At 72.5% G+C, this 22,808-nt stretch carries 19 protein-coding genes; 9 read left to right on the top strand and 10 right to left on the bottom strand.

Annotation, left to right across the window (positions count from 1 at the left end; genetic code table 11):
- Nucleotides 1-166 precede the first annotated feature (166 nt).
- The 4 genes from glnII to ACTWQH_RS29815 all read left to right on the top strand — a co-directional run bounded on the left by glnII (nucleotide 167) and on the right by ACTWQH_RS29815 (nucleotide 4,282).
- Complete coding sequence (gene glnII / locus ACTWQH_RS29830) at nucleotides 167-1,189, top strand: glutamine synthetase (RefSeq protein WP_443289908.1); 1,023 nt, start codon at nucleotides 167-169, stop codon at nucleotides 1,187-1,189.
- Between the two features lie 237 nt (nucleotides 1,190-1,426).
- Nucleotides 1,427-2,731, top strand: a complete 1,305-nt coding sequence (locus ACTWQH_RS29825) for a sensor histidine kinase (protein ID WP_443289907.1) — start codon at nucleotides 1,427-1,429, stop codon at nucleotides 2,729-2,731.
- 61 nt (nucleotides 2,732-2,792) lie between these two features.
- The gene (locus ACTWQH_RS29820) at nucleotides 2,793-3,446 is read left to right on the top strand and encodes a response regulator transcription factor (protein ID WP_443289906.1); all 654 of its coding nucleotides are present in this window, start codon (nucleotides 2,793-2,795) and stop codon (nucleotides 3,444-3,446) included.
- A 56-nt stretch (nucleotides 3,447-3,502) separates the two neighbouring features.
- Complete coding sequence (locus ACTWQH_RS29815; protein ID WP_443289905.1) at nucleotides 3,503-4,282, top strand: hypothetical protein; 780 nt, start codon at nucleotides 3,503-3,505, stop codon at nucleotides 4,280-4,282.
- Nucleotides 4,283-4,395: 113 nt separating this feature from the next.
- Here the strand turns inward: ACTWQH_RS29815 and ACTWQH_RS29810 are convergent, their stop codons facing one another.
- On the bottom strand, nucleotides 4,396-4,833 hold the full coding sequence (locus ACTWQH_RS29810) for a peptidoglycan-binding domain-containing protein (RefSeq protein WP_443289904.1): 438 nt from the start codon (nucleotides 4,831-4,833) through the stop codon (nucleotides 4,396-4,398).
- Nucleotides 4,834-4,986: 153 nt separating this feature from the next.
- On the bottom strand, nucleotides 4,987-6,423 hold the full coding sequence (locus ACTWQH_RS29805) for an alpha-amylase (RefSeq protein ID WP_443289903.1): 1,437 nt from the start codon (nucleotides 6,421-6,423) through the stop codon (nucleotides 4,987-4,989).
- A 204-nt stretch (nucleotides 6,424-6,627) separates the two neighbouring features.
- On the opposite strand from ACTWQH_RS29805, the gene ACTWQH_RS29800 reads away from it, so the two are divergent.
- A complete protein-coding gene (locus tag ACTWQH_RS29800) occupies nucleotides 6,628-6,900 on the top strand; it encodes a transposase (protein ID WP_443289902.1) in 273 nt (90 codons plus the stop codon).
- A gap of 57 nt (nucleotides 6,901-6,957) precedes the next feature.
- Here ACTWQH_RS29800 and ACTWQH_RS29795 read toward each other — a convergent pair whose 3' ends face one another.
- Nucleotides 6,958-7,419 carry an NUDIX hydrolase gene (locus ACTWQH_RS29795; protein WP_443289901.1) on the bottom strand — a complete coding sequence of 154 codons (462 nt, stop codon included), beginning with the start codon at nucleotides 7,417-7,419 and terminating at the stop codon, nucleotides 6,958-6,960.
- Between the two features lie 90 nt (nucleotides 7,420-7,509).
- Nucleotides 7,510-8,928 (bottom strand): ATP-binding protein, encoded by a 1,419-nt coding sequence (locus tag ACTWQH_RS29790; RefSeq protein WP_443289900.1) that lies wholly within the window; start codon nucleotides 8,926-8,928, stop codon nucleotides 7,510-7,512.
- Nucleotides 8,929-9,071: 143 nt separating this feature from the next.
- Here ACTWQH_RS29790 and ACTWQH_RS29785 point away from each other — a divergent pair, with 143 nt between their 5' ends.
- Nucleotides 9,072-9,851, top strand: a complete 780-nt coding sequence (locus ACTWQH_RS29785) for an SDR family oxidoreductase (RefSeq protein WP_443289899.1) — start codon at nucleotides 9,072-9,074, stop codon at nucleotides 9,849-9,851.
- 112 nt (nucleotides 9,852-9,963) lie between these two features.
- The gene (locus tag ACTWQH_RS29780; protein ID WP_443289898.1) at nucleotides 9,964-10,929 is read left to right on the top strand and encodes a quinone oxidoreductase family protein; all 966 of its coding nucleotides are present in this window, start codon (nucleotides 9,964-9,966) and stop codon (nucleotides 10,927-10,929) included.
- 42 nt (nucleotides 10,930-10,971) lie between these two features.
- Here ACTWQH_RS29780 and ACTWQH_RS29775 read toward each other — a convergent pair whose 3' ends face one another.
- The 5 genes from ACTWQH_RS29775 to ACTWQH_RS29755 all read right to left on the bottom strand — a co-directional run bounded on the left by ACTWQH_RS29775 (nucleotide 10,972) and on the right by ACTWQH_RS29755 (nucleotide 17,242).
- A complete protein-coding gene (locus ACTWQH_RS29775; RefSeq protein ID WP_443289897.1) occupies nucleotides 10,972-12,024 on the bottom strand; it encodes a LacI family DNA-binding transcriptional regulator in 1,053 nt (350 codons plus the stop codon).
- Nucleotides 12,021-13,757: a glycoside hydrolase family 13 protein gene (locus ACTWQH_RS29770; protein WP_443289896.1), complete on the bottom strand. Its 1,737-nt coding sequence runs from the start codon at nucleotides 13,755-13,757 to the stop codon at nucleotides 12,021-12,023. Before ACTWQH_RS29770 ends, ACTWQH_RS29775 begins: the two co-directional genes overlap by 4 nt.
- A 94-nt stretch (nucleotides 13,758-13,851) precedes the next feature.
- The gene (locus tag ACTWQH_RS29765; RefSeq protein WP_443289895.1) at nucleotides 13,852-14,817 is read right to left on the bottom strand and encodes a sugar ABC transporter permease; all 966 of its coding nucleotides are present in this window, start codon (nucleotides 14,815-14,817) and stop codon (nucleotides 13,852-13,854) included.
- A gap of 2 nt (nucleotides 14,818-14,819) precedes the next feature.
- Complete coding sequence (locus ACTWQH_RS29760) at nucleotides 14,820-15,698, bottom strand: carbohydrate ABC transporter permease (protein ID WP_443289917.1); 879 nt, start codon at nucleotides 15,696-15,698, stop codon at nucleotides 14,820-14,822.
- A gap of 305 nt (nucleotides 15,699-16,003) precedes the next feature.
- A complete protein-coding gene (locus ACTWQH_RS29755) occupies nucleotides 16,004-17,242 on the bottom strand; it encodes an extracellular solute-binding protein (RefSeq protein WP_443289894.1) in 1,239 nt (412 codons plus the stop codon).
- Between the two features lie 314 nt (nucleotides 17,243-17,556).
- On the opposite strand from ACTWQH_RS29755, the gene ACTWQH_RS29750 reads away from it, so the two are divergent.
- Both ACTWQH_RS29750 and ACTWQH_RS29745 read left to right on the top strand, forming a co-directional pair.
- On the top strand, nucleotides 17,557-18,585 hold the full coding sequence (locus tag ACTWQH_RS29750) for a LacI family DNA-binding transcriptional regulator (protein ID WP_443289893.1): 1,029 nt from the start codon (nucleotides 17,557-17,559) through the stop codon (nucleotides 18,583-18,585).
- A 208-nt stretch (nucleotides 18,586-18,793) separates the two neighbouring features.
- Nucleotides 18,794-19,702, top strand: a complete 909-nt coding sequence (locus ACTWQH_RS29745) for a phosphatase PAP2 family protein (protein ID WP_443289892.1) — start codon at nucleotides 18,794-18,796, stop codon at nucleotides 19,700-19,702.
- Here the strand turns inward: ACTWQH_RS29745 and ACTWQH_RS29740 are convergent.
- A complete protein-coding gene (locus ACTWQH_RS29740; RefSeq protein WP_443289891.1) occupies nucleotides 19,687-22,731 on the bottom strand; it encodes a bifunctional [glutamine synthetase] adenylyltransferase/[glutamine synthetase]-adenylyl-L-tyrosine phosphorylase in 3,045 nt (1,014 codons plus the stop codon). The genes ACTWQH_RS29745 and ACTWQH_RS29740 overlap by 16 nt on opposite strands.
- Between the last annotated feature and the right edge of the window lie 77 nt (nucleotides 22,732-22,808).

Raw genomic sequence — 22,808 nt, 5'->3', positions numbered from 1 at the left:
CGCAAGCTCTCCGGCGGGCAGGCCGCGGTGGGGGATGTAGTTCACAGCGCCTTAACGGACGGGCAACGGGCGGGAAACTGCAGGTCGCGAGGGTGGCGAGCGGCGTATGGAGCGCGCGTGGCCCATACGTGACGCACCCGCGAAGACCTCCCGGAGGAGCCGGACCGTGAGCTACAAGGCCGAGTACATCTGGATCGACGGCACCGAGCCGACCGCGAAACTGCGCTCGAAGACCAAGATCCTCGCGGACGGCGACGAGCCGCCGATCTGGGGGTTCGACGGCTCCAGCACCAACCAGGCCGAGGGCCACGCCTCCGACTGCGTGCTCAAGCCGGTGTCCGTCTACCCGGACCCGATCCGCGGCGGGGACCACAAGCTGGTGCTGTGTGAGGTGTTCAACCCCGGCGACGACACCCCGCACGTCTCCAACGCCCGCGCCCTGCTGCGCCCGGTCGCGGAGAAGTTCGCCGCCCACGAGCCGCTGTTCGGCATCGAGCAGGAGTACACCTTCTTCAAGGACGGCTACCCCCTCGGCTTCCCCGCCGGCGGCTTCCCCGGCCCGCAGGGCCCGTACTACTGCGGTGTCGGCTCCGACGAGATCGCCGGCCGCGACGTGGTCGAGGCCCACCTGGAGAACTGCCTGAAGGCGGGCCTGTCCCTCTCCGGCATCAACGCCGAGGTCATGCCCGGCCAGTGGGAGTTCCAGGTCGGCCCGCTCTCCCCGCTGGAGGTCTCCGACCAGCTGTGGGTGGCCCGCTGGCTGCTCTACCGCACCGGCGAGGACTTCGGCGTCTCCGCGACGCTCGACCCCAAGCCGGTCAAGGGTGACTGGAACGGCGCGGGCGCGCACACCAACTTCTCCACCAAGTCCATGCGCTCCGGCTACGACGCGATCATCGCCGCCTGCGACGCCCTCGGCAAGGAGGGCAAGCCGCTGGAGCACGTGAAGAACTACGGCGTCGGCGTCGAGGACCGCCTCACCGGCGCGCACGAGACCGCGCCGTGGGACCAGTACAGCTACGGCGTCTCCAACCGCGGCGCCTCGGTCCGCATCCCCTGGCAGGTCGAGCGGGACAAGAAGGGCTACATCGAGGACCGCCGCCCCAACGCCAACTGCGACCCGTACGTGGTGACCCGCCTGCTGGTGGACACCGTGTGCACCGAGCTGGACGCGGGCGGCCTGGTCTGAGCCGTCGGGGCACGGGCCACCACAGACGTCTCCCCGGCCGCGGCCAGCAGCTCGGGCGCGGTCCGGGGAGACCCCCATCCCAGGTGCATACCAGCTGGTGTACTCAGGTACACCATGCTTCCGGGGCGCCGCCCTCCTGACGGGCGGCGCCCCCGTGCGTGACAGTGTGACCGCAAGCAGGAAACAGGTGAACGCGGACGCGGGGCACGCACGGAGCACGGAAGGACCGGGGACGGCATGAAGACGCTGGGCATGCTGGGCATCACGGGGCGGCGGGTGCGGAACGCCCTGCTGGCCGCCGCGCAGGGGCTGCTGCTGTCGCTGCTGTCCGTGGGCATCTCGCTGCTGCTGTTCGTCCTCTTCGTCGTCTCGCTCTCCCTCACCCTCATCGGCCTGGGCCTGTTCACCACGCCGCCGGTCGTCGACGCGATCCGCGTCCACGCCAACCAGCGCCGCGCCTTCGCCCGCCAGTGGTGCGGCCTGGCCATCCCCGCCAGCTACCGGCCCATGCCCAGCCTGCCGGCTCCCGGCATCGCCGGGCAGGCGGCCCGCTGCCTGCACCAGCTCCAGGACGTCGCCACCTGGCGCGACGTCGGCTGGCTCTTCTGCGACGCCGTCGCCGGCTTCACCATCGCGATCCTGCCCACGGGGCTGATCGCGCAGTTCCTCTTCGGCCTGGTGCTGGTGGCCGGCGTCTGGCAGCCCATCGTCGAGGCCGACGGCGCCTTCTGGTACCTCTTCGTGCCGGTCGACTCCTGGCCGACGGCCGTGCTGGCCGCCGTCCTCGGCTGCGGCCTCGGCCTCCTCACGCTGTACGTCAACCCGTTCCTCATCCGCGGCCACTTCCTGATGGCCGGGCACCTCATGGGCTTCTCCGAGAAGCAGCAGCTCGCCCAGCGCGTGGAGCGGCTGACCGAGACCCGGCACGACGCGGTGGACAACTCAGCGGCCGAGCTGCGCCGCATCGAACGCGACCTGCACGACGGCGCCCAGGCCCGGCTGGTCGCCATGGGCATGAGCCTGGGCACGATCGAGGCGCTGATCGAGAAGGACCCGGCCCAGGCCAAGCGGCTCATCGCCCAGGCCCGCCAGAACTCGGCCGAGGCCCTGACCGAGCTGCGCGACCTGGTGCGCGGCATCCACCCGCCCGTGCTCGCCGAGCGGGGCCTGGGGGACGCGGCCCGCGCCCTGGCGCTGCGGATGCAGCTGCCGGTGGAGGTGGACGCCGAACTGCCCGGCCGCCTGGAGGAGCCGGTGGAGTCGGCGGCGTACTTCGCCATCAGCGAGGTGCTGACCAACGCCGCCAAGCACTCCGGCGCCGACCGCGCCTGGCTGGACATCTACTACAGCCACAAGGACGGCACCCTGCGGATCGCCGTCACCGACAACGGCCGCGGCGGCGCCAGCCTGGACGGCGGCACCGGCCTGCGGGGCATCGAGCGGCGGCTCGGCCCCTTCGACGGCGTCATGGCCGTCAGCAGCCCCGAGGGCGGGCCCACGCTCGTCACCATCGAGATCCCCTGCGACATAGCCCAAGGCTAGGAGCCGCCCCCGCGGCCGACCGGGCACGGGCGGCGCGTGCCGCTGAGGGTAGTGTGTCCGGGTGCGTGTCGTCGTTGCCGAAGATCTGTTCCTGCTGCGGGACGGCCTTGTCCGGCTGCTTGAGGCCCACGGCTTCGCGATCGCCGCCGCCGTGGACAGCGGCCCCGCCCTCACCCGTGCCCTCGCCGAGCACCACGTGGACGTGGCGATCGTCGACGTGCGGCTGCCGCCGTCCTTCACCGACGAGGGGCTGCAGTGCGCGCTGGCCGCCCGCCGCGTCCGGCCCGGGATGCCGGTGCTGGTCCTCTCCCAGCACGTGGAGCGGCTCTACGCCCGCGAGCTGCTGGCCGACGGCAACGGCGGCGTCGGGTACCTGCTGAAGGACCGGGTCTTCGACGCCGAGCAGTTCGTGGACGCGGTGCGCCGGGTGGCGCAGGGCGGCACCGCCATGGACCCGCAGGTCATCCAGCAGCTCCTGGCGCAGCGCTCCCGGAACTCGCCGCTGGAGCGGCTCACCCCGCGCGAGCTGGAGGTGATCGAGCTGATGGCCCAGGGCAGGTCGAACGCGGCGATCGCCGAGCGGCTGGTGGTCACCGAGCGGGCCGTGGCCAAGCACACCTCCAACATCTTCACCAAGCTCGGCCTGCCGCCGTCCGATGACGACAACCGCCGCGTGCTGGCGGTGCTGGCGTACCTGGAGCACGCCTCCTCCTAGCGCCCGGTGCGCGGGCGGCCCTTCCGTCGCTGATGCGTTCGGGTGAGGATGCGGGGGTGACGCAGCATCATCACCCCCCGACGCGGCGCCGGTTCCTGGCGGCCGGATTACCCGCCGCCCTCACCGGGGGCTCGGCCGGGCGGTCCCTCGCCGACGGCGAGGACGCCCCGGCCGCCCCCGCCGCCGACGGCGCGCTGGGCGCCAGCCCGCACGGCGGCCCCGGCTCGTTCGTCATCGAGTCCTTCGTCCCCCGCTCCGCGTGGGGCGGCCGGCGCCCCCGCCACCGCCGCCCCCACATCACCCCGCGGTCCGGCGGGGTCACGATCCACTACGTGGGTGGGGAGCGCGTGGCGCGCGAGGACCACGCCGACTGCGCCGCGCAGGTCCGGTCCATCCAGGACTACCACATGGACGCCAACGGCTGGTCGGACATCGCCTACACCTACCTGGTGTGCGTGCACGGCCACGTCTTCGAGGGCCGGGGCCCGTGGTGCCGGACGGCGGCCAACGGCACCGACGAGGGCAACCAGAACTGGTACGCCGTCTGCGGCCTGATCGGCGGCTCCCCCGGCGCGTACGACGCGGTGACGCCGGAGCTCCTCCTCGCCTTCCGGCGGGCGATCGCCGCGCTGCGGATCAACGGCGGCGCGGGCGAGGCCATCAACCGCCACCGGGATCACAAGCCGACGCAATGCCCTGGCCAGCTCGCCGCCTACGTGCTCGACGGCTCCCTGGACCCGGGCCCGCTCGCCACCGACCCGGGCGCCGACGGCGCCGGCGCGGCGCCATCCTGGCCGCCGCCGCCCACGGAGCGGGACCCGGGCATCGACGCCTGACAACGAGGGTTCGACCAGCGCGGCTGGACGATCGGCCAGGCAGCCGGTGGCGAGGTGCCGCCCGTGGGCGGGAGCGGAGGGCGCTCAGGAGGGGGAGGGAGCGCGGCCGCCGGTCATCGTCCCGGAGCGCAGCCGCCGGTCATCGTCCCGTTGTAGTACGACGGCCAATCCAGCGCCACGCGGGTGTCCGGGCCGTAGATGCCGTCCGGATCGGTGCCTCTCCGATCCTGGGCGTAGATCAGGGCGTTGCGGGTGAGGCTGCCGAAATCCCCGTCGACGCGGAGGGAGTCCGCGAAGTTGCACTCCTTCAGTGCCGTCTGGAGCGCACTCACCGCGCTGCCGGAGGATCCCATGGCGAGCGTGCAGTTCCTGCTCCCCGTGCCGCGGTGGTAGGGCTGGTTGATGTAGGTGCCGGAGCTGCTGATCGTGACCTTCTTCACCCCGTCGCACCAGCCCACCGAGGTGGCGGCCGATGCGCTGCTGGCGCTGGTGAGTCCGAGGCCCGTCAGCATCGCCGCGGATGCGGCGATCGTCGCGATGTACCGACGCATGGTGATCCCTTCGTCCCGACACGTCCGCCGTGTGGCGCGTGTCTGCGTCACTGCTGTGACATTGAGGGCAATCCTGACTACGGCGCTTTCATCTCGCTTTCACACGAAGAAGCAGCCGTTGTGGCACGAGGGCTGTCCGCACCGGTGGTGGGGTCAGCAGCCGGCTGCGCCCGTGTGGAGCGCGAGCGCGGTGTTGGCGCCGAGCGTCGCGGTGAACTGGCCGGAGCCGTCCACCGTCACCGGGTTGCCGCTCTGCACGTCGCAGTACGTGCCGGGGGCGAGCGAGGTGCTGAAGGTCCGGCTCACCTCGCTCCCCTCGTGGTTGATGACGACGAAGCCCGCCTCGCCACGCCCGAAGGCGATGGCGTCCGCGCCGTTGTCCCACCAGTCGGTGACGGGCCGGCCGCTGGTGGCGTTGCGGAACGCGACCATGTTCTGAACCTCGGGCCAGGCGTGCTGGCAGCGCCAGCCGTCCTGGTAGCAGGCGTTGACCTGGCCGTCGTTCGGGGGCCCGGCATCCGTGCTGCCGAAGTCGTATCCGGAGTGCACGTCCGGCGACCCGTACGGCCACGCCAGCATGAAGACGTGGGCGAGGGTGTAGTCGGCGCCGTTGGTGTAGTTCAGCGTCGACCCGTTGCGCTCGGTGTCGTGGTTGGCTACGAAAACCGCCGCGCCGTCGCCGGGCAGGTAGCCCCAGCCCTCCCCGTAGTTCTCGAGATACGCCAGGTTCTCGTTCTGGAAGACGCGCTTGAGATCAAACGCGTAACGGAACTCCTGCACGTCCCCCGTGCCCGCGTACTCCTCGGGCTGGACGGCCTCGCCCGCGCCGTAGATGACCTCCTGCTTCCAGTAGACGTCGCCGCCGTTGACGCGGGCGCGGATGCCGGCGAGGTCGTCGGCGGACATGTGCTTGGCGGCGTCGATGCGGAAGCCGGTCACGCCCATCGACAGGAGGTCGTTCATGTAGTCGGCGATGGTCTGCCGCACGTGCTCCGAGCCGGTGTTGAGGTCGGCCAGGCCCACCAGCTCGCAGTTCTGGACGTTGTTCCGGTCGCCGTAGTTGTTGCCGATGTCCTGGCGGCAGGTGTGGAAGTCGCCGTCGGTGTACGGGACGGCCGGGTAGTCGTACTTCGTGTAACTGGACCCGCCGGTGCCTGTCCCCGCCCCCGCGGTCATGTGGTTGATGACGGCGTCGACGATGACGCCCACGCCCGCGCTCTCGCAGGCGTTGACCATGCTCTGGAACTGCTCCCTGGTGCCGAGCCTGCTGTTGATCTGGTAGCTGACCGGCTGGTAATGCGTCCACCACTGGCCGCCCTGGATCTGCTCCATGGGCGGGGAGACCTGCACGTAGCCGTATCCGGCGGGCCCGAGGGTGTCGGTGCACTCGCGGGCGACGGAGTCGAAGTCCCAGTTGAACAGGACGGCGGTGACGTCCCTTTCGCCAGGCGGCGCGGCCTGCGCCGGGGCGGGGTCCTGGACGGCGGTCAGAGTGACGGCGGCACACGCGGCGGCGGCGAGACCCGCGAGGGGCCCGCCCAGCCGCCGCCTGCGGTCGTGCCGCGCTGGACTGGCTGAACGGCGAGACATGGTGGCTCCTGTAGGGACAGGGTGTGGGGGTGCGCCAGCGAGAGGCCACGCGCCATGATCTCTTGCTGCAACTTCTTGCATCGAGACCGTAGGACGGGCCAGGAACTCGGTCAAGAGTTTGAACACGCGCCTCGGATGGTCGGGTGACTGGCGAACGGATAATCGCAACCTCTTTCGCAAGAGCTTGCGGGCCAGGCGATCTGGGTGCCTCGGCTGGGAGGTGGCCGACCGCCCACGCGCCCGGAGCGGGTGCGGGCTGATAAGACGTATGACTCCAGCAAGAATCGGGCCTACCTGCGCAGGCACGGGGTCAGGGCGACAATCCCGGTACCGGCGGACCGGGTCCGCAACCGCAGGAAGCCCGGCTCTCGTGGCGGTCGGCCGCCGAAGTTCGACAAGACCTACTACCGCGAGCGCCACGCGGTCGAATGTGGGGTCAATCGCCTCAAGCGCCACCGGGCCGTAGCCACGCCGTAGCCACGAGATACGACAAGCTCGCCGTCCGCTACGAGGCGACCGCGCTCGTCGCCGTCCTCAACGAGTGGCTGTGACCGGCAGCTCCCCCCGCCTCATGGATTCAAGCATGCGAAGGGCATCAGCAGCTGCTGGCGACAGCACAGAGTCCCGCAGGCCCGCCATGGGGGTCCACACCGCTGCGTCCGTGGAACCGTCGATCTCGGCCACCGCCGGTACCCCGGCCTTGAGGCTGACGGCATGGAACAGCGCCGTGAGGCTCCAGCTCACTCCGCGTCGCTCAACCGCGTATGTCCGTGCGTCGAGCAGTCGAGCAGCAGCGATTTCGAGTCCTGTCTCCTCCCGAAGCTCACGGGCCAGAGCCTCCACGGGCTGCTCACCTGGATCGATTCCTCCACCCGGCAGGTGCCACAGCCCTGGCAGGAAGATCGGCGACGCGTCCGACAAGCGGGCCAAAAGCAGCCGATCATCTTCCACCGCGATGGCGTATGCCGAAACACGAGTCTGCACGCGAGCGCCCACGGTCCCTGCCCTCCCGATGTCGAAGCCAGCAGGCGAGAACCCTAGCCTCACCAAGATCGACTTTCGCAACATGCCTTGGCCCGGCTCCGGTCAGGAGCTCCACGCGGCGAACAGATCCTCCGGCCCGTACGCGGCGTCGAGCCCGGTGCAGTCGGTGCCGCTGCGGGAGATGGCCACGACTGGCACGGGGTCCGGTGTGAGCGCCGCGCGGTGGCGTAGCAGTGCCGCGAGGTCGTGGCGGTCGAACGGAGAGTTCTCCAGCCACTTCACCGAACCGACGAAGCGGAGTTCCTTCGCGACGGGCGCACGGTCCGCGCCCACGATGTCGATCTCCACGTCGTTGGTGCGTGTCCAGTAGCCTCCCAGGGCGGGAGCCGAGGGAAGCGTGCCGTCGGGCAGCAGGCGCGCCAGCGCCTCTCGCACAAGCGGCTCGACGGCCCGGCCGCGCCAGCTCGTCCAGCTCTCGCGGATGCGCCGCAGCGTCAGGTCTCCCCGCCCCCGCTCAATCTCCTCCATCGCCGGACCCAGGAAGCGCAGCCAGAAGCGGAGATAGGGGTCCGCCACCCGGTAGCGGCGGTCCCTCGACGGGCGTGTGGCGAGGGGCAGTTCGGAGGCGATCACGCGCTTGTCCGCGAGGAGGGTCAGCGACCGCTGGAGCGGTGTCGCGCCGATCCCGCCTGCAGCACGGGCGATGTTGGAGAAGGTCCGCTCCCCGCTGCCGACTGCCGACAGGACCGCTCGGGCCTGGGCCTGTCCTGGGAACTCGGCGGACAGCGAGCGTTCCGCCGAGACCAGGAGCGCGGACACCGGGTCGGTGACGGCCTCCTGGAGGAAGTCCCACAGGGGCATGCCCGCCGACCACTCCGCGCAAATCAGCGGCAGCCCTCCTGTCACCAGCGTCGCGTCGAACGCCGAGGCCGCGTCCACTCCCAGCATCTCGCCCACCTCGGCCGGGTTGAGCGGACCCAGCACCATCTCCCGGCCGCGTTGGTGGAACGGGCGGCCGTAGCTGTTGAGTGCCTCCATCATCGACAGGTCCGAGCCGATGAGGATCAGCAGGACGGGCTTGCGCTCCAGCGTCCGGTCCCAGGCGCGTTGCAACTCGCCCTCGAAGGCTTGCTCTTCGTCCATCAGGTAGGGCGCCTCGTCGATGACGACGATGCTGGGCTGGTCCTGTGGCAACGCGGCAGCGAGCACGTCGAACGCCGCGCCCCAGTCGGCTGGCTGGGCGGAGGCCAGCAGGCTCGCCATGGGCAGCGTGGACGCCTGCGCGTCCCGCGCCAGTCGGGCCAGGTCGGCCCTTCGAGAGGCGCCGGTGGCGGCGTAGAAGAGGAACGGCGCGCCCGATCGCTCGGCGAAACGCTCGACCAGCCGGGACTTGCCCACGCGGCGACGCCCGCGCAGCATGACGCACCGGCCGGGCCGCTCGCTCCCGACGGCGGTCCCGACCTTGCCGAGCTCGCGATCCAGCGTCGCGAGTTCCTGCCGCCTGCCTACAAAGCCCACCATGTCGCCACCCTCCGTACTGACAGCAGTACGGGTATAAACTAACACAGACATTACTAACCTCAATGTTAGTAACATCCAGGTGTGGTAGGTGGCCGGGGAACTCGTTTGCCAGCCGGACGGCCGGCAGCGGAGGATCCTCTCCCGTGACAGAGAATCGTTCTCGTCCGATCGCGCTGGTCACCGGCGTCGGGCGGACCATCGGCATCGGTGCGGGCATCGCACGGCAGCTCGCGGCGTCCGGGTGGGACATCGCGTTCACCTACTGGGCCCCCTACGACGAACGCATGCCCTGGGGCCCCGAGGCCGGGGCCGTCGGCGCGATCGCCGAGGACCTGGCCGATCGCGGGGCGGCGACGGCGGCCATAGAGGCGGATCTCTCCGACGTGGACGCGCCCGCGCGGATCCTCGACGCGGCCGAGCGGGGGCTCGGCGGCGAGGTCACGGCGTTGGTGATGTGTCACTGCGAGTCGGTCGACTCCGGCCTGCTCGACACCACCGTGGAGAGCTTCGACCGGCACTTCGCGGTCAACGCGCGCGCCACCTGGCTGCTGATCCGCGAGTACGGACGGCGCTTCAGCGGAACGCCGGGGACCGGGCGGATCATCGCCCTCACCAGCGACCACACCGTCGGCAACCTGCCCTACGGCGCCAGCAAGGGGGCGCTGGACCGCATCGCGCTCGCCGCCGCGCACGAGCTCGCCCACCTCGGGGTGACGGCGAACGTCATCAACCCCGGGCCGGTGGACACGGGCTGGATGACGGAGGAGGGGCGGGAGCACGTACGCCGCGCGACGCCGCTCAGCCCTTCGCTCGGCCGCCTCGGCACACCGCAGGACACCGCGCACCTCGTTGACTTCCTCTGCTCCGAGCGGGGCCAGTGGATCAACCGGCAGCTGCTCATGAGCAACGGCGGCTTCGCCTGAGGCGTGGGCGGCAGGGCAAGGGCGTTGGCTGATCGAGGGTCGGGGAATGCGCGCCGCCCGATCCGGGTTGAGACCGCCTGAGTCGACCATGTGGAGGAGCACGATGCGCGCGGTGGTGGTGAGGCGTCCCGGGCCGGTGGAGTCGCTGGAGGTCGTGGAGGTGGCGGAGCCCTCGCCGGGGCCGGGGGAGGTGGCGGTCGAGGTGGCGTACGCCGGGGTCGGCTTCGTCGACACCCTGTTCCGGTCCGGCGCGTTCGACCTGCCCACGCCCTTCACGCCGGGGATCGAGGTGACCGGGCGGGTGCGCGCGGTCGGCGAGGGCGTGGCGGGGTTCGAACCGGGGCAGCCGGTGGCCGCCATGCTCAACGACTTCGGCCGGGGCCAGCGGGCGGGCGGCTACGCCGAGGTCGCCGTCGCCCACGCCTCGATGACGACCCGTCTGCCCGAGGACGCCGACCTGGCGCGCGTGGCCGCCGTCCTGGTCAACGGCGTGACGGCGTGGCTGGCGCTGCACGACCTCGCGCGGATCGGCGTCGGCGACGACGTGCTCGTGCTGGGCGCCAGCGGCGGGCTGGGCGGCACCACCGGGCGTCTGGCCGCGATCCGTCCGGCCCGCCGCGTCATCGGCGTGGTGGGGAGCGCGGGCGGCGCCGAGCGGCTGGCCGGGGACGCCGCCTGGACGGACGTGGTCACCGCCGACGGCCTCGACGCGGCCGTCGGCGACGTCGACGTGGTGATCGACCCCGTCGGCGGCGAGCTGCGCGCCCGCGCGTACGAGCGTCTGGCGCCCTTCGGCCGCCTCGTCGTGGTGGGCAACGCCAGCGGCGAGGACCGGGCGATCCCGGCGGACTCGGCATGGCTGAACAGCCGCCAGGTGCTGGGCTTCAGCCTGGGCGGCGTCGCGCACCTGATCCCTGAGCGGGTCCGCGAGGCGCTGTCGGCCGTCGTCGGCCTGCTGCACCGCGGCGTGCTGCGCGAGCCCGACCCGTCGGTCGTGCCGCTGGACCGGGTCACCGAGGTCCACCGCGCCCTGGAGCAGCGCGCCGCCCCGGCCAAGACGGTCCTCGCGCTCCGCTGACCGGAAGCGTTCGCAGGCGGCCAGGAGCGAGCAGGTCCGCCGTCAGCCGTCGCTCGGCGCGGCCGGCGCCGCCGCCGTGGAGCCGCGGACGACCAGCTCGGGCTGGAAGACGAACTCCGTGTGCTGCACGTGGTTTCCGCCGACCTCCTCCAGCAGGGAGCTGACGGCGGCGCTCGCCATGGCGCGCACGGGCTGGCGGAGGGTGGTCAGCGGCGGGTCGGTGAAGGCGAAGAGGTCGGAGTCGTCGTAGCCGACGACCGACACGTCCTCGGGCACGCGCAGGCCGCGCTGCCGGACGGCGCGGATCGCGCCGAGGGCCATCATGTCGCTGCCGCAGACGACGGCGGTGCAGCCGGCGCCGAGCAGCGAGGCGGCGGCGGCCTGGCCGCCCTCGACGCTGAAGAGGGTGTGGTGGACGATGCCCTGGAGCCCGCGGGCGGCGGTCTCGGTCACGAAGCCGTCGAGCTTGCGCTGGACGGGGACGAAGCGGGTCGGGCCCACGGCCAGGCCGATGCGCCGGTGGCCGAGGGCGTGGAGGTGGCGTACCGCGATCCGGGTGGCGGCCGCGTCGTCCGGGGAGACGAACGGGGCCCGGATGCGCGGGTTGAAGCCGTTTATGCAGACGAACGGCACGCCGCGGCCGGTCAGCCGGGCGTAGCGGGCCGGGTCGGCGGTGGTGTCGGCGTGCAGCCCGGACATGAAGACGATGCCGGTGACGCCGCGTTCGACGAGCTGCTCCACCAGCTCGTCCTCGGTGGTGCCGCCGGGGGGCTGGGTGCCGAGGACCGGCGTGTAGCCGTGGGCGGCCAGCTCCTGCTCGATGACCTGGGCGAAGGCGGGGAATATCGGATTGGTCAACTCGGGGATGACCAGCCCGATCAGGCCCGCGCTGCGTTGGCGTAGGCGCAGCGGGCGTTCGTAGCCGAGGACGTCGAGCGCGGCGAGCACCCGCTGCCGTGTGGCGGCGGCGACCCCCGGCTTGCCGTTGAGCACCCGGCTGACCGTGGCCTCGCTGACCTGGGCCTGCTGGGCGATGTCGGCGAGCCGGGCGGGCCCGGCGGGAGTGTTCGCCGTCGTGGTGGTGCCCTCGGTCACGCGGCCCACCATACGGTGGTGTCGCCGGGCAGCGTGCCGTCGTCCGCGTGGCGCCCGCTGGCCAGCAGCACCCTGCCGGTGCCGGTGAGCGCCTCGGGCAGCGTCACCGCGTCCTCGCCGGTGTTGGTGACGCAGATGACGGCGCTGCCGTCCGAGGCGCGGCGCCGGAAGGCGAGCACCCTCTCGGGGGCCGGAAGCCACTCGACGCGGTCGCCGGCGCCGAGCGCGGGGTGCTCGCGGCGCACGCGGAGCGCCGCGCGGTACAGCTCCAGCGTGGAGTGGGGGTCGCCGCTCTGCCGGGCGACCGACAGCTCGCCCCAGCCGGGCGGCTGCGGCAGCCAGCTGCCGCCCTCGCCGAAGCCGTAGGACGTGCCGTCCCCGCTCCAGGGGATCGGCACCCGGCAGCCGTCGCGCAGCCCCTCCTGGCCGTCGGAGCCGGGCACGCGCCGGAAGAACGCCGGGTCCTGCCGCACCTCGTCGGGCAGGTCGGCGACCTCGGGCAGGCCGAGCTCCTCGCCCTGGTAGAGGTAGGCGGAGCCGGGCAGCGCCAGCATCAGCAGGGTGGCGGCGCGGGCCCTGGCCAGGCCGCCGCCGAGGCGGGTGAGGTGGCGTACCACGTCGTGGTTGGACAGCACCCAGGTGCTGGGGGCGCCGACCGGGCGCATCGAGTCGAGGGAGGTGTCGATGACCTGCCGCAGGGCCGTGGCGTCCCAGGGGGTGGTGAGGTAGTGGAAGTTGAACGCCTGGTGCAGCTCGTCGGGGCGCACGTACAGCGCGGTGCGTTCGGCGTTTGGGGTCCAGGCCTCGGCGACGCCGATGCGCCGGCGCTGGTGCGGGTACTCGTCGAGGATCTTCCGCCAGGAGCGGTAGATCTCGTGGACGCCGTCCTGGTCGAAGAAGGGCAGCGTCTGGGTGCCGAGCAGCTTGAGCTGGCCGGCCTGTCCCATGTCGGGCAGGCCGGCGGCCTTGACCAGGCCGTGGGCCACGTCGATGCGGAAGCCGTCGACGCCCATGTCGAGCCAGAAGCGCAGCAGCGAGCGGAACTCGTCGTGCACGGCCGGGCTGTCCCAGTTGAGGTCGGGCTGTTCGGGCGCGAAGAGGTGCAGATACCACTCGCCGGGGGTGCCGTCGGGGTTCTTGGTGCGGGTCCAGGCCGGGCCGCCGAAGATGGACTCCCAGTCGTTGGGCGGCTCGTCGCCGCCGCGGCCGCGGCCGGGCCGGAAGTGGTAGCGCCGGCGCAGCGGGGAGCCGGGCCCCTCGCGGAGCGCGCGCTGGAACCACTCGTGCCGGTCGGAGGAGTGGTTGGGCACGAGGTCGACGATGATGCGCAGGCCGAGCTCGTGGGCGTCGCTTATGAGGGCGTCGGCGTCGTGGAGGTCGCCGAACATGGGGTCGATGGCGCGGTAGTCGGCGACGTCGTAGCCGGCGTCGGCCTGCGGCGAGGCGTAGAAGGGGCTCAGCCACACGGCGTCGACGCCGAGGCGGGCGAGGTAGGGCAGCCTGCGGCGGATGCCGGGCAGGTCGCCCATGCCGTCGCCGTTGCCGTCGGCGAAGGAGCGCGGGTAGACCTGGTAGATCACCGCGTCGCGCCACCAGTCCGCTGGGCCCTGGCCCTGGCCGTCGGGGGACGGGTCGACGGCGGGGCCGGGTGGGGCCGCCGCCGTGGTCAACAGCCGGGCTCGGTCGGCGCGGTCGGCGCGGTTGCCCGGGGGGTCGGCTAGGTGCTGGGTCATGTCCGTCCTGTGGGGTTCGTTGCGCTGGGATAGGCAGGGGGCCGGGCCTGGCGCCCGGCAGTCCGGGAGGCCGGCAGTCCGGCGGGCTCGCGGGTCACGCCTTCGTGGCGCCGGCCGTGAGGCCGGACTGGAGGTGGCGCTGGGCGTAGCCGAAGACGAGGATCGCCGGCACGGCGATGATCACGGCCGCGGCCGTCATCAGGTGCCAGTCCTGGGTGTGCTGGTTGACGAAGGTCTGCAGGCCGCCGGCGAGCGTGAGGTTCTCCTCGCCCGTCATGAACGCGGTGGCGAAGGCCACTTCGGCCCAGGCCGTGACGAAGGTGTAGAAGCCGGTGACCGCGAGGCCCGGCCGTGCCAACGGCATGACGAGGCGCCAGAAGGTGCCGAAGGGCGACAGGCCGTCCACCCGTCCCGACTCGTCGATGGAGACCGGGATGGTGTCGAAGAAGCCCTTCATCATGTAGGCGCAGAACGGCACGGCGATCGTCAGGTAGGTGACGATCAGCGCGATCGGCTGGTTGAGGACGCCGTAGCGCGACATGAGGTTGTACAGCGGCACGATCAGCACGGCCATCGGGAACATCTGGGTGACCAGCAGGGTCCACATCAGCGCGCGCATGCCGGGGAAGCGGAAGCGGCTGAGGGCGTACCCGGTGGTGGAGGAGATCAGCACGCCGATCACGGTCGTGGTGACCACGATCAGGATGGAGTTGGCGAACCAGGTCAGGAACTCGGTGTCGTTGATGACGTGGTCGTAGTTGTCGAGGGTGAAGTCCGAGACGAGGGAGAGGGTGAAGGTGTCGGCCTTCGGCTTGAAGGAGGTCACCAGCAGCCAGAAGGGCGGGAAGACCGCGATGAACGCCGCCACCAGCAGCGTGGCGTGCAGCCCGATGGAGGCCAGCGGGCCGCGCTCGCCGCGCCTGCGGGGCCGCCTGGGCGGCCGGCCGCCGGCGCCGCCCGCGGCCGGGCGGGCGGGTGCGTCGGTGCGCGGGGGCGCGGAGGTCGTCGCGCCGCGGTCGTGCCGGTCGTTCCGGTCGGTGTCGGTCGTGTGGGTTGCCATGGTCACCACACCTCTCCCTGCCTGCGGAGGACCCTGCGGTAGGAGATCGCGAAGAGCACCAGGAGCAGCAGGATGAGCACGCCCCAGGCGGCGGAGTTCGCGAAGTCGCGGGGGCTGGTGACGAAGGCGAGCCGGTACGCCTCGGTCACCAGGATGTCGGTGGCTCCCGCCGGGCCGCCCCTGGTCAGCAGGAAGATCACCGGGAACATGTTGAAGGTCCAGATGGTGCTGAGCAGCACGACGGTCATGCTGACCGACCGGACGCCGGGCAGCGTGATGTTCGTGAAGCGCTGCCAGGCGTTGGCGCCGTCCATCTCAGCCGCCTCGTACTGGTCGGCCGGGATGGACTGCAACGCCCCGAGCATCGCGATCAGCATGAACGGCACGCCGAGCCAGACGTTGACGGCGACGACGGCGATCTTGGCCCAAGTGGGGTCGGACAGCCAGGAGACGCCGTCGATGCCGCCGCCGTCGAGGACGCTGTTGAGGATGCCGTTGCGCTCGTTGTAGAGCATCCGCCAGGCGAACACCGAGACGAAGGCGGGTATCGCCCACGGCAGGATCAGCGCCATCCGGTAGACGGTGCGGCCGCGGAAGGAGCGGCTGAGCATGACGGCGAGGGTCAGGCCGATGAGGAAGGTGAGGGCGACGCAGGACACCGTCCACACCACGGTCCAGCCCAGCCGGTCCCAGAAGTCCTCGTCGGTGAGGATGTCCCGGTAGTTCTCCAGGCCGACCCACTCGTAGGTGGCGGGGATCTTGTTGACGCCGATCTGCCGCTCGACGTTGGACTCGTCGGCGTTGGTGAGCGACAGATACACGCCGCGCACCAGCGGCCAGCCGATGATGGCGCCGACGACGAGGACGACCGGGGAGATCATCGCCCAGGCGTACCAGAAGCGGGACAGCGCCAGCCGCAGCCGCCCGGGAGGCCGCCCGTCGCGGCGGGCGCGACGGGCGCGGCGGGCCGGGCGGGGGCCGCCGGCGGCGGACGGGGCGCGCGAGGTGTCCTCGTCTCCCGCGGCCTTGGCCGCCGGCCGGCCGCCGCCGGGGGCCAGGGAGACGGTGCTCTCCCGCGCCCCCTTGGGCGTCGCGGGCGTTCCCCGGGGTCCCGGCCCCCGGGAATTCACGGCGTCAGCCATGGTCGGGCCTCCCTCCTGTGAGACGTGGCGACGTCACGCGCCGCTCACTCCCAGCCCTCGAGAAGTTCCCGGTACTCGTCGCCGGCGTCTCCGGCCGCGTCCTCGGGGGAGGCGGAGCCGGTGAGCATCGCCTCGATGGAGACCTCCAGCGGCTCGAAGAGCGACTGGGCCTCGGGGATCCAGGGGCGTTCGTGGGCGACCTCCACGGCGGGCCTGAAGAACTGCACCATCTCGTTGCCGGCGACGGAGGGCTGCTCGTAGACCGACTCGCGGGTGGGCAGGAGGCTCAGCTCCTCGGTGATCCGCTGCTGTGTCTTCGCGGAGCTCATGTAGCGCACGAACTCGAAGGAGGCGTCGGCCTCGGGGGTGCCGGCGTAGACGCTGTAGTTCCAGCCGCCCTGGGGCGCGGCCTGGGCGGTGCTGCCGGCCGGGACGGGGGCGACGCCGAGGTTGTCGCCGAGGGCGGTGGTGGCGTCGGCTATCGCCCAGGGGCCGTTGATCATCATGCCGACCTCGCCCTCGGCGAAGGCGGACATCATGTTCTCCCAGCCGTCGCTGGTGTCCGTGATCGCCGCGCCGGAGTCGATCAGCTCCTGCATCCGGGTGAACGCCGCGACCCCGGCGTCGTTGTCGATGGTGACCTGCTCGGCGTCGGCGTCGACCATGTCGCCGCCCTCGCCGTAGAGGAAGGGCAGGAACCAGTAGGGGTCGTCGCCGCGCACGTACAGGGGGGCGGCGCCGGCGTCCTTGAAGGCGTCGGTGGAGTCCTGGACGTCCTGGAGGGTCTCCGGGACCTCGACGCCCGCGTCGTCCAGCAGCTTCTTGTTGTAGAAGAGGGCGAGGGTGTCGATGACCTGCGGGACGGCGTAGGTCTGGCCCTGGTACTGGGTGGAGGCCCAGGCCTGGTCGAGGAAGTCCTCCTGGTTGTCGACGGCGGCCGTGCCGTCGAGCGGGTAGAGGTAGCCGAGGCTGGCGAAGTCGGCGACCCAGGCCACCTCGGTGCGCATCACGTCGGGGGCCTCGTTGGCGCCGGCGGCGTTCTTGAAGCGGTTCTCCGCGTCGTCGAAGCCGATGTTCACGTACTCGACGGTGACGTCGGGGTTCTGCTTCTCGAAGTCCTCGGCGACGGCCTGGAAGACCTTGGCCTCCGTCTCGTTGGACGTGTCCCAGAACGTGACCGTGGCGCCGTCCTCGTCGCCCCCGCCCCCGCTGTCGCTGCCGCAAGCCGTTGCCGCAAGAGCCAGGGCCGCGATGACGGCTGTAGTCCCTATGCTGCGCCGCATGTGAACTCCTTCAAGCGTTACGCCCGGTTTAGGGGCTATATCCACCCTATGCGTCGCGCCTCTGCGGCGCCGGACTGAGCAGGAACGTAACAGCGGGGTCATGGATTGGAAAGACCTTGCGGCAAATTTCAGCAAGACTGCTGGGGCGACACCCCGGACCCCCGTGAGCACGGCGAACGCCGCCGGGAACGCCCCCGGCGGGGGGTGGCGGATCACCCCTTTTGACGGAAGACAAGCACCGAAATTCATACATTCCGGTACACTCTCCCCTCGCCTGTGGGCAGCCCGACACATGCCGGGTACAGTCCGGAACTGTGACCGCACGGCTTGCTGACATCGCAGCTCAGGCGGGGGTCAGCGAGGCGACCGTCAGCCGCGTGCTGAACGGCAAACCGGGAGTCGCCGCCTCCACCCGCGAATCCGTTCTGACCGCCCTCGACCTCCTGGGCTACGAGCGGCCCGCCCGCCTGCAGAAGCGCAGCGCCGGCCTGGTGGGGCTGATCACCCCCGAGCTGGAGAACCCGATCTTCCCCGCCTTCGCGCAGGTCATCTGCCAGGCCCTCACTCGCCAGGGCTACACCCCGGTCCTCGCGACCCAGACGCCGGGCGGCTCCACCGAGGACGAGCTGACCGGGATGCTCGTCGAGCGCGGCGTGTCCGGCATCATCTTCATCTCCGGCCTGCACGCCGACACCAACGCCGACATGGAGCGGTACGAGAAGCTGCGCGGGCAGGGCGTGCCGTTCGTGCTGATCAACGGCTTCTCGCCGAAGGTCCGCGCGCCCTTCGTCTCCCCCGACGACCGGGCCGCGATGCGGCTGGCCGTCACGCACCTCGCCTCGCTGGGCCACCGCCGCATCGGGCTGGCGCTGGGCCCGGAGCGGTTCGTGCCCGTGCAGCGCAAGATCGAGGGCTTCCTGCGGGCCATGGGCGAGGACCTCGGGGTGACCGAGGCCGAGGCGCAGCGGCTGATCGAGCACTCCCTCTACACGCTGGAGGGCGGCCAGGCGGCGGCGGGCGCCCTGCTGGAGCGCGGCTGCACGGCGGTGGTCTGCGCCAGCGACATGATGGCGCTCGGCGCGATCCGCGCGGCCCGGCAGCGCGGGCGTTCGGTACCGGAGGGCTGCTCGGTGATCGGCTTCGACGACTCCCCGCTCATCGCCTTCACGGACCCGCCGCTCACGACGATCCGCCAGCCCGTCCCGGCGATGGGCCAGGCCGCGGTCCGCGCGCTCCTGGAGGAGCTGGGGGGCACGCCGGCCCCGCACAGCGAGTTCGTCTTCATGCCGGAGCTGGTGGTCCGGGGGTCGACGGCCGCCGCGCCGCCGATGGCCCGGCCCTGACGGACGGGGCGCCCGCGGGGGTACGGGGGGTCGCCCCCCGGGAGATCGCAGCATGCCGGAGCTGGTGGTCCGGGGGTCGACGGCCGCCGCGCCGCCGATGGCCCGGCCCTGAGGGGCCGTCCCCCACCCCGGCCCTTCTCTCGTCGGGGTGCGCACCCGACCAGGGGATGATCAGTGCGGTGTCATGGCTCTGGCAGACTAGGGGCACATGGGGGCCATCAGCGTCGAACCGAAGGATGATCGTCGAGGGGATGCGGCGGGCGTCGTGAGCAGTCAGGAAGCCGAGGCGCTCGCGCCCTCCGAGCGGTCGAGCCTGCGCCGGCGCTGGGTGCCGCGCCGGCCGCGTATCTGGTTCGAGCTGCTGCTGATCGCGGTCAGTTACGGCACGTACTCCATCATTCGCAACGCCGCCCCCGAGCGCGTCGAGCAGGCGCAGGACAACGCGCGCAGCGTCTGGAACCTTCAGGACGACCTGGGCCTGGCGTTCGAGCGCTCGGTCAACCACGCCGTCGAGGGCGTCACCTGGCTCATCGTCACGATGAACTACTACTACGCGACGCTGCACTTCATCGTGACCATCGCCGTGCTCGTCTGGCTCTTCCGCGGCCACCCCGGCCGGTACGGCGCGACCCGTCTCGTGCTCTTCGCCACCACCGCCGTCGCCCTGGTCGGGTACTACTTCTATCCCCTCGCGCCCCCGCGCCTGATGGAGGGGGTGGACTTCATCGACACGGCCACCGTGCACCACACCTGGGGCTCGCTCTCCGCCGAGGGCACGGCCATGGCCTCGGTGTCCAACCAGTACGCCGCCATGCCGTCGATGCACATCGGCTGGTCGGTGTGGTGCGGCATCACCATAGCCGTGCTGGCCCGGCCGCTGTGGGTGAAGATCCTCGGCGTGCTCTACCCGGCGCTCACGCTCGTCGTGATCGTCGCGACCGCGAACCACTTCTGGCTCGACGCCGTGGGCGGCCTGGTCTGCCTCGGCTTCGGGTACGTGGTGGCCTGGCTGTGGTTCGGCCGGCTCTGCTACCGGCTGCCGCGCGAGATCGACGCGGGTCCCGGCGAGAGCCCGAACGCAGGCCCGCCCTCCCCCGCCGCCTACGCCGCGTCGTAGTCGTAGTCGTAGAAGAGCCGCTCCACGACCGCCCGCGCGCGGCGCGTGGTGCGCCGGTAGTCGTCCAGCATCTGCCCGCTGCCGCCGGTGTCCTGCTGCCGCGCGGCGCCCGGCTCGTACCCCAGGTAGCGGGCGACGGCCGCGAGCTGGCGCGGCTCGGTCGGGAAGGTGTCCAGGGGCCGGCCGCGCACCAGCATCACCGCGTTGCGCACCCGCGAGGCCAGCACCCACGCGTGGTCGAGCGCGTCCGCGTCCTCCGGGTCGATCAGCCCGGCCGCCGTGGCGGCGGCCAGCGCCGGGCGGGTGCGGGTGGTGCGCAGCGCGGGCTCGCGCCAGGCGTGCCTGAGCTGCGTCAGCTGCACGGTCCACTCGATGTCGGACAGGCCGCCCCGGCCCAGCTTGGTGTGGGTGGTGGGGTCGGCGCCGCGCGGCAGGCGTTCGGCCTCCATGCGGGCCTTCAGCCGGCGGATCTCCCGCACCGCCCTGTCGTCCAGGCCGCCCTCGGGGTAGCGCAGCGGGCCGATCAGCTCGGTGAACCGCTCCCCCAGCTCGGCGTCGCCCGCGACGGGCTCGGCGCGCAGCAGCGCCTGGCTCTCCCACACCAGCGACCAGCGGCGGTAGTAGGCGGCGTAGCCGGCGAGGGTGCGCACCAGCGGCCCGCTCCTGCCCTCGGGACGCAGGTCGGTGTCGACCACGAGCGGCGGGTCGCTGCTCGGGAGCTGCAGCAGCCGGATCGTTTCGTTGGCGATGGCGAACGCCGCCTGGGCCGCCGTCGTCTCGTCCGCGCCGTCGGCGGGCTGGTGGACGAAGATCACGTCCGTGTCGGAGCCGTATCCCAGCTCGTGGCCGCCGAAGCGGCCCATGGCGATGACGGCGATGCGGGTGGGCGCCGCCCCGGCGCCCCGGGCGGCGGCGTGGGCCTCGGTCGCGGCGCGCAGCGCCCCGGCGAGGGTGGCGGCGTTGATGTCGGTGAGGGCGTCGCCGACGCGGTCGATCACGGGGCCGGGCGCCTCGTAGGCGGGGGTGCCCTCGGGGGCGTAGGCGCCGACGACGTCGGCGGCCGCGGTGCGGAACAGCTCGCGCCGCCGCACGCCGCGCGCGGCGGCCACGGCGTGCTCGGGGGTGCCGGCGCGCCCGACGGCGGCGAGCACCTCGGTCTCCAGGGCGGCACGGCCGCGGGGCCTGAGGCCCTCGGGCTCGCCGAGCAGCGCCACCGCCTCGGGGGCGCGCAGCAGCAGGTCGGGGGCGAGGCGGCCGGCGGACAGCACGCGGGCGAGGTTCTCGGCGGCGGCGCCCTCGTCGCGCAGCAGCCGCAGGTACCACGGGGTGGTGCCGAGCGCGTCGGAGACCTTGCGGAAGCCGAGCAGGCCGGCGTCGGGGTCGGCGGAGTCGGCGAAGCGGTCCAGCAGCACCGGCAGCAGGGTGCGCTGGATGGCGGCCTTGCGGCTGACGCCGGAGGCGAGGGCCTTCAGGTGGCGCAGCGCGGAGGCGGGGTCGGCGTAGCCCAGGGCCTCCAGGCGCTCGCGGGCGGCTTCCTGGCCGAGCCGCACCTGGTCGCCGACCTCCAGGCGGGCCACGGCGTCCAGCAGCGGGCGGTAGAAGAGCTTCTCGTGCAGGCGGCGGACGACGGCGGTGTGGCGTTTCCACGCCTCGGTCAGCTCCTGCACGGGCTCGGTGGTGAAGCCGAGGGAGCGGCCCAGGCGACGCAGCTCGGCGGGGTCGGTCGGCATCAGGTGGGTGCGGCGCAGCCGGTGCAGCTGGATGCGGTGCTCGACGGTGCGCAGGAAGCGGTAGGAGGCGTCGAGCGAGGCGGCGTCCCGGCGGCCGACGTAGCCGCCGGCGGCGAGCGCGGCCAGGGCGTCGAGGGTGGTGGCGTGCCGCAGGGCGGGGTCGGCGCGGCCGTGGACGAGCTGGAGGAGCTGGACGGCGAACTCCACGTCGCGCAGCCCGCCCGGGCCGAGCTTCAGCTCGCGCTGGAGGTGGGCGGCGGGGATGGACCGCTCGACGCGGCGGCGCATGGCCTGCACGTCGGGCACGAAGTTCTCCCGCTCGGCGGCGCGCCAGACCAGGGGGGCGACGGCGGCGCAGTAGTCCGCGCCGAGGCCGGGGTCGCCGGCGACGGGGCGGGCCTTGAGCAACGCCTGGAACTCCCAGGTCTTGGCCCAGCGGCGGTAGTACGCCAGGTGGCTGGTGAGGGTGCGCACCAGCGGGCCGTTGCGGCCCTCGGGGCGGAGGTTGGCGTCGACGGGCCAGATGGTGCCCTCGGCGGTGCTGTCGGAGCAGATCCGCATCATGTGGGCGGCGAGCCGCGTCGCGGCCTGGAGGGCGGTGCCCTCGGCGACGCCCTCGGCGGGCTCGGCGACGAAGATCACGTCGACGTCGGAGACGTAGTTGAGCTCCCGGCCGCCGCATTTGCCCATGCCGATGACGGCGAGGCGGCAGGCGGCGGCGTCCTGGGGCGAGGCGGCGAGGGCGATGCGCAGCGCGGCGCGGAGGGTGGCGGTGGCCAGGTCGGCCAGCTCGGCGGCGGTCTCGGCGAAGCCGGTGGTGCCGGTCATGTCGCGGGCGGCGATGGCCAGCAGGGCGCGGCGGTAGTGCACGCGCAGCGCGTCGGGGTCGGTGGCGGTGGCGAGCGCGGTCTCGAAGTCGGCGACGCCCGGGTGCAGGTCGGCGGCGGCCTCGAAGGCGGCCAGCGCGCGCCACTGGGCGGGGTGGCGGGCGAGGTGGTCGCTCAGGCCCTCGGAGGCGCCGAGCACGGCGAGCAGGCGGTCGCGCAGCGGCTTGGCGGCGTGGAGGGTCTCCAGCAGCACGGTGCGCTCGTCGGGCTCGGGCTGGGCCTCGACGAGCCGGGCCAGGCCGCGCAGGGCGAGGTCGGGGTCGGCGACGGTGCCGAGGGCGTCGAGCAGGACGGTGTCGGCGGCGGGGCGGAGCGCGGCGGCGTCGAGGAGGCGGGCGGCGGTGGTGGGGTCGGTGAAGCCGTGCCGCAGCAGGCGGCCGAACCGGCTGTCCCGACGCCCTTCAACTGGCACGCGCTCTTCCTTTTCGACGACGGTTGGTTGGTCTGGCGTCAAGCGTAGCCAGCGCGGTGCCGGCCGCCAGGGGGCTG

Origin of the sequence: Streptomyces sp. 6N223, from assembly GCF_052246635.1 — a bacterium.
GTDB lineage: Bacteria > Actinomycetota > Actinomycetes > Streptomycetales > Streptomycetaceae > Streptomyces.
Note: the sequence above shows the minus strand (reverse complement) of the source record. Positions and strands in the feature narration are given on the sequence as shown.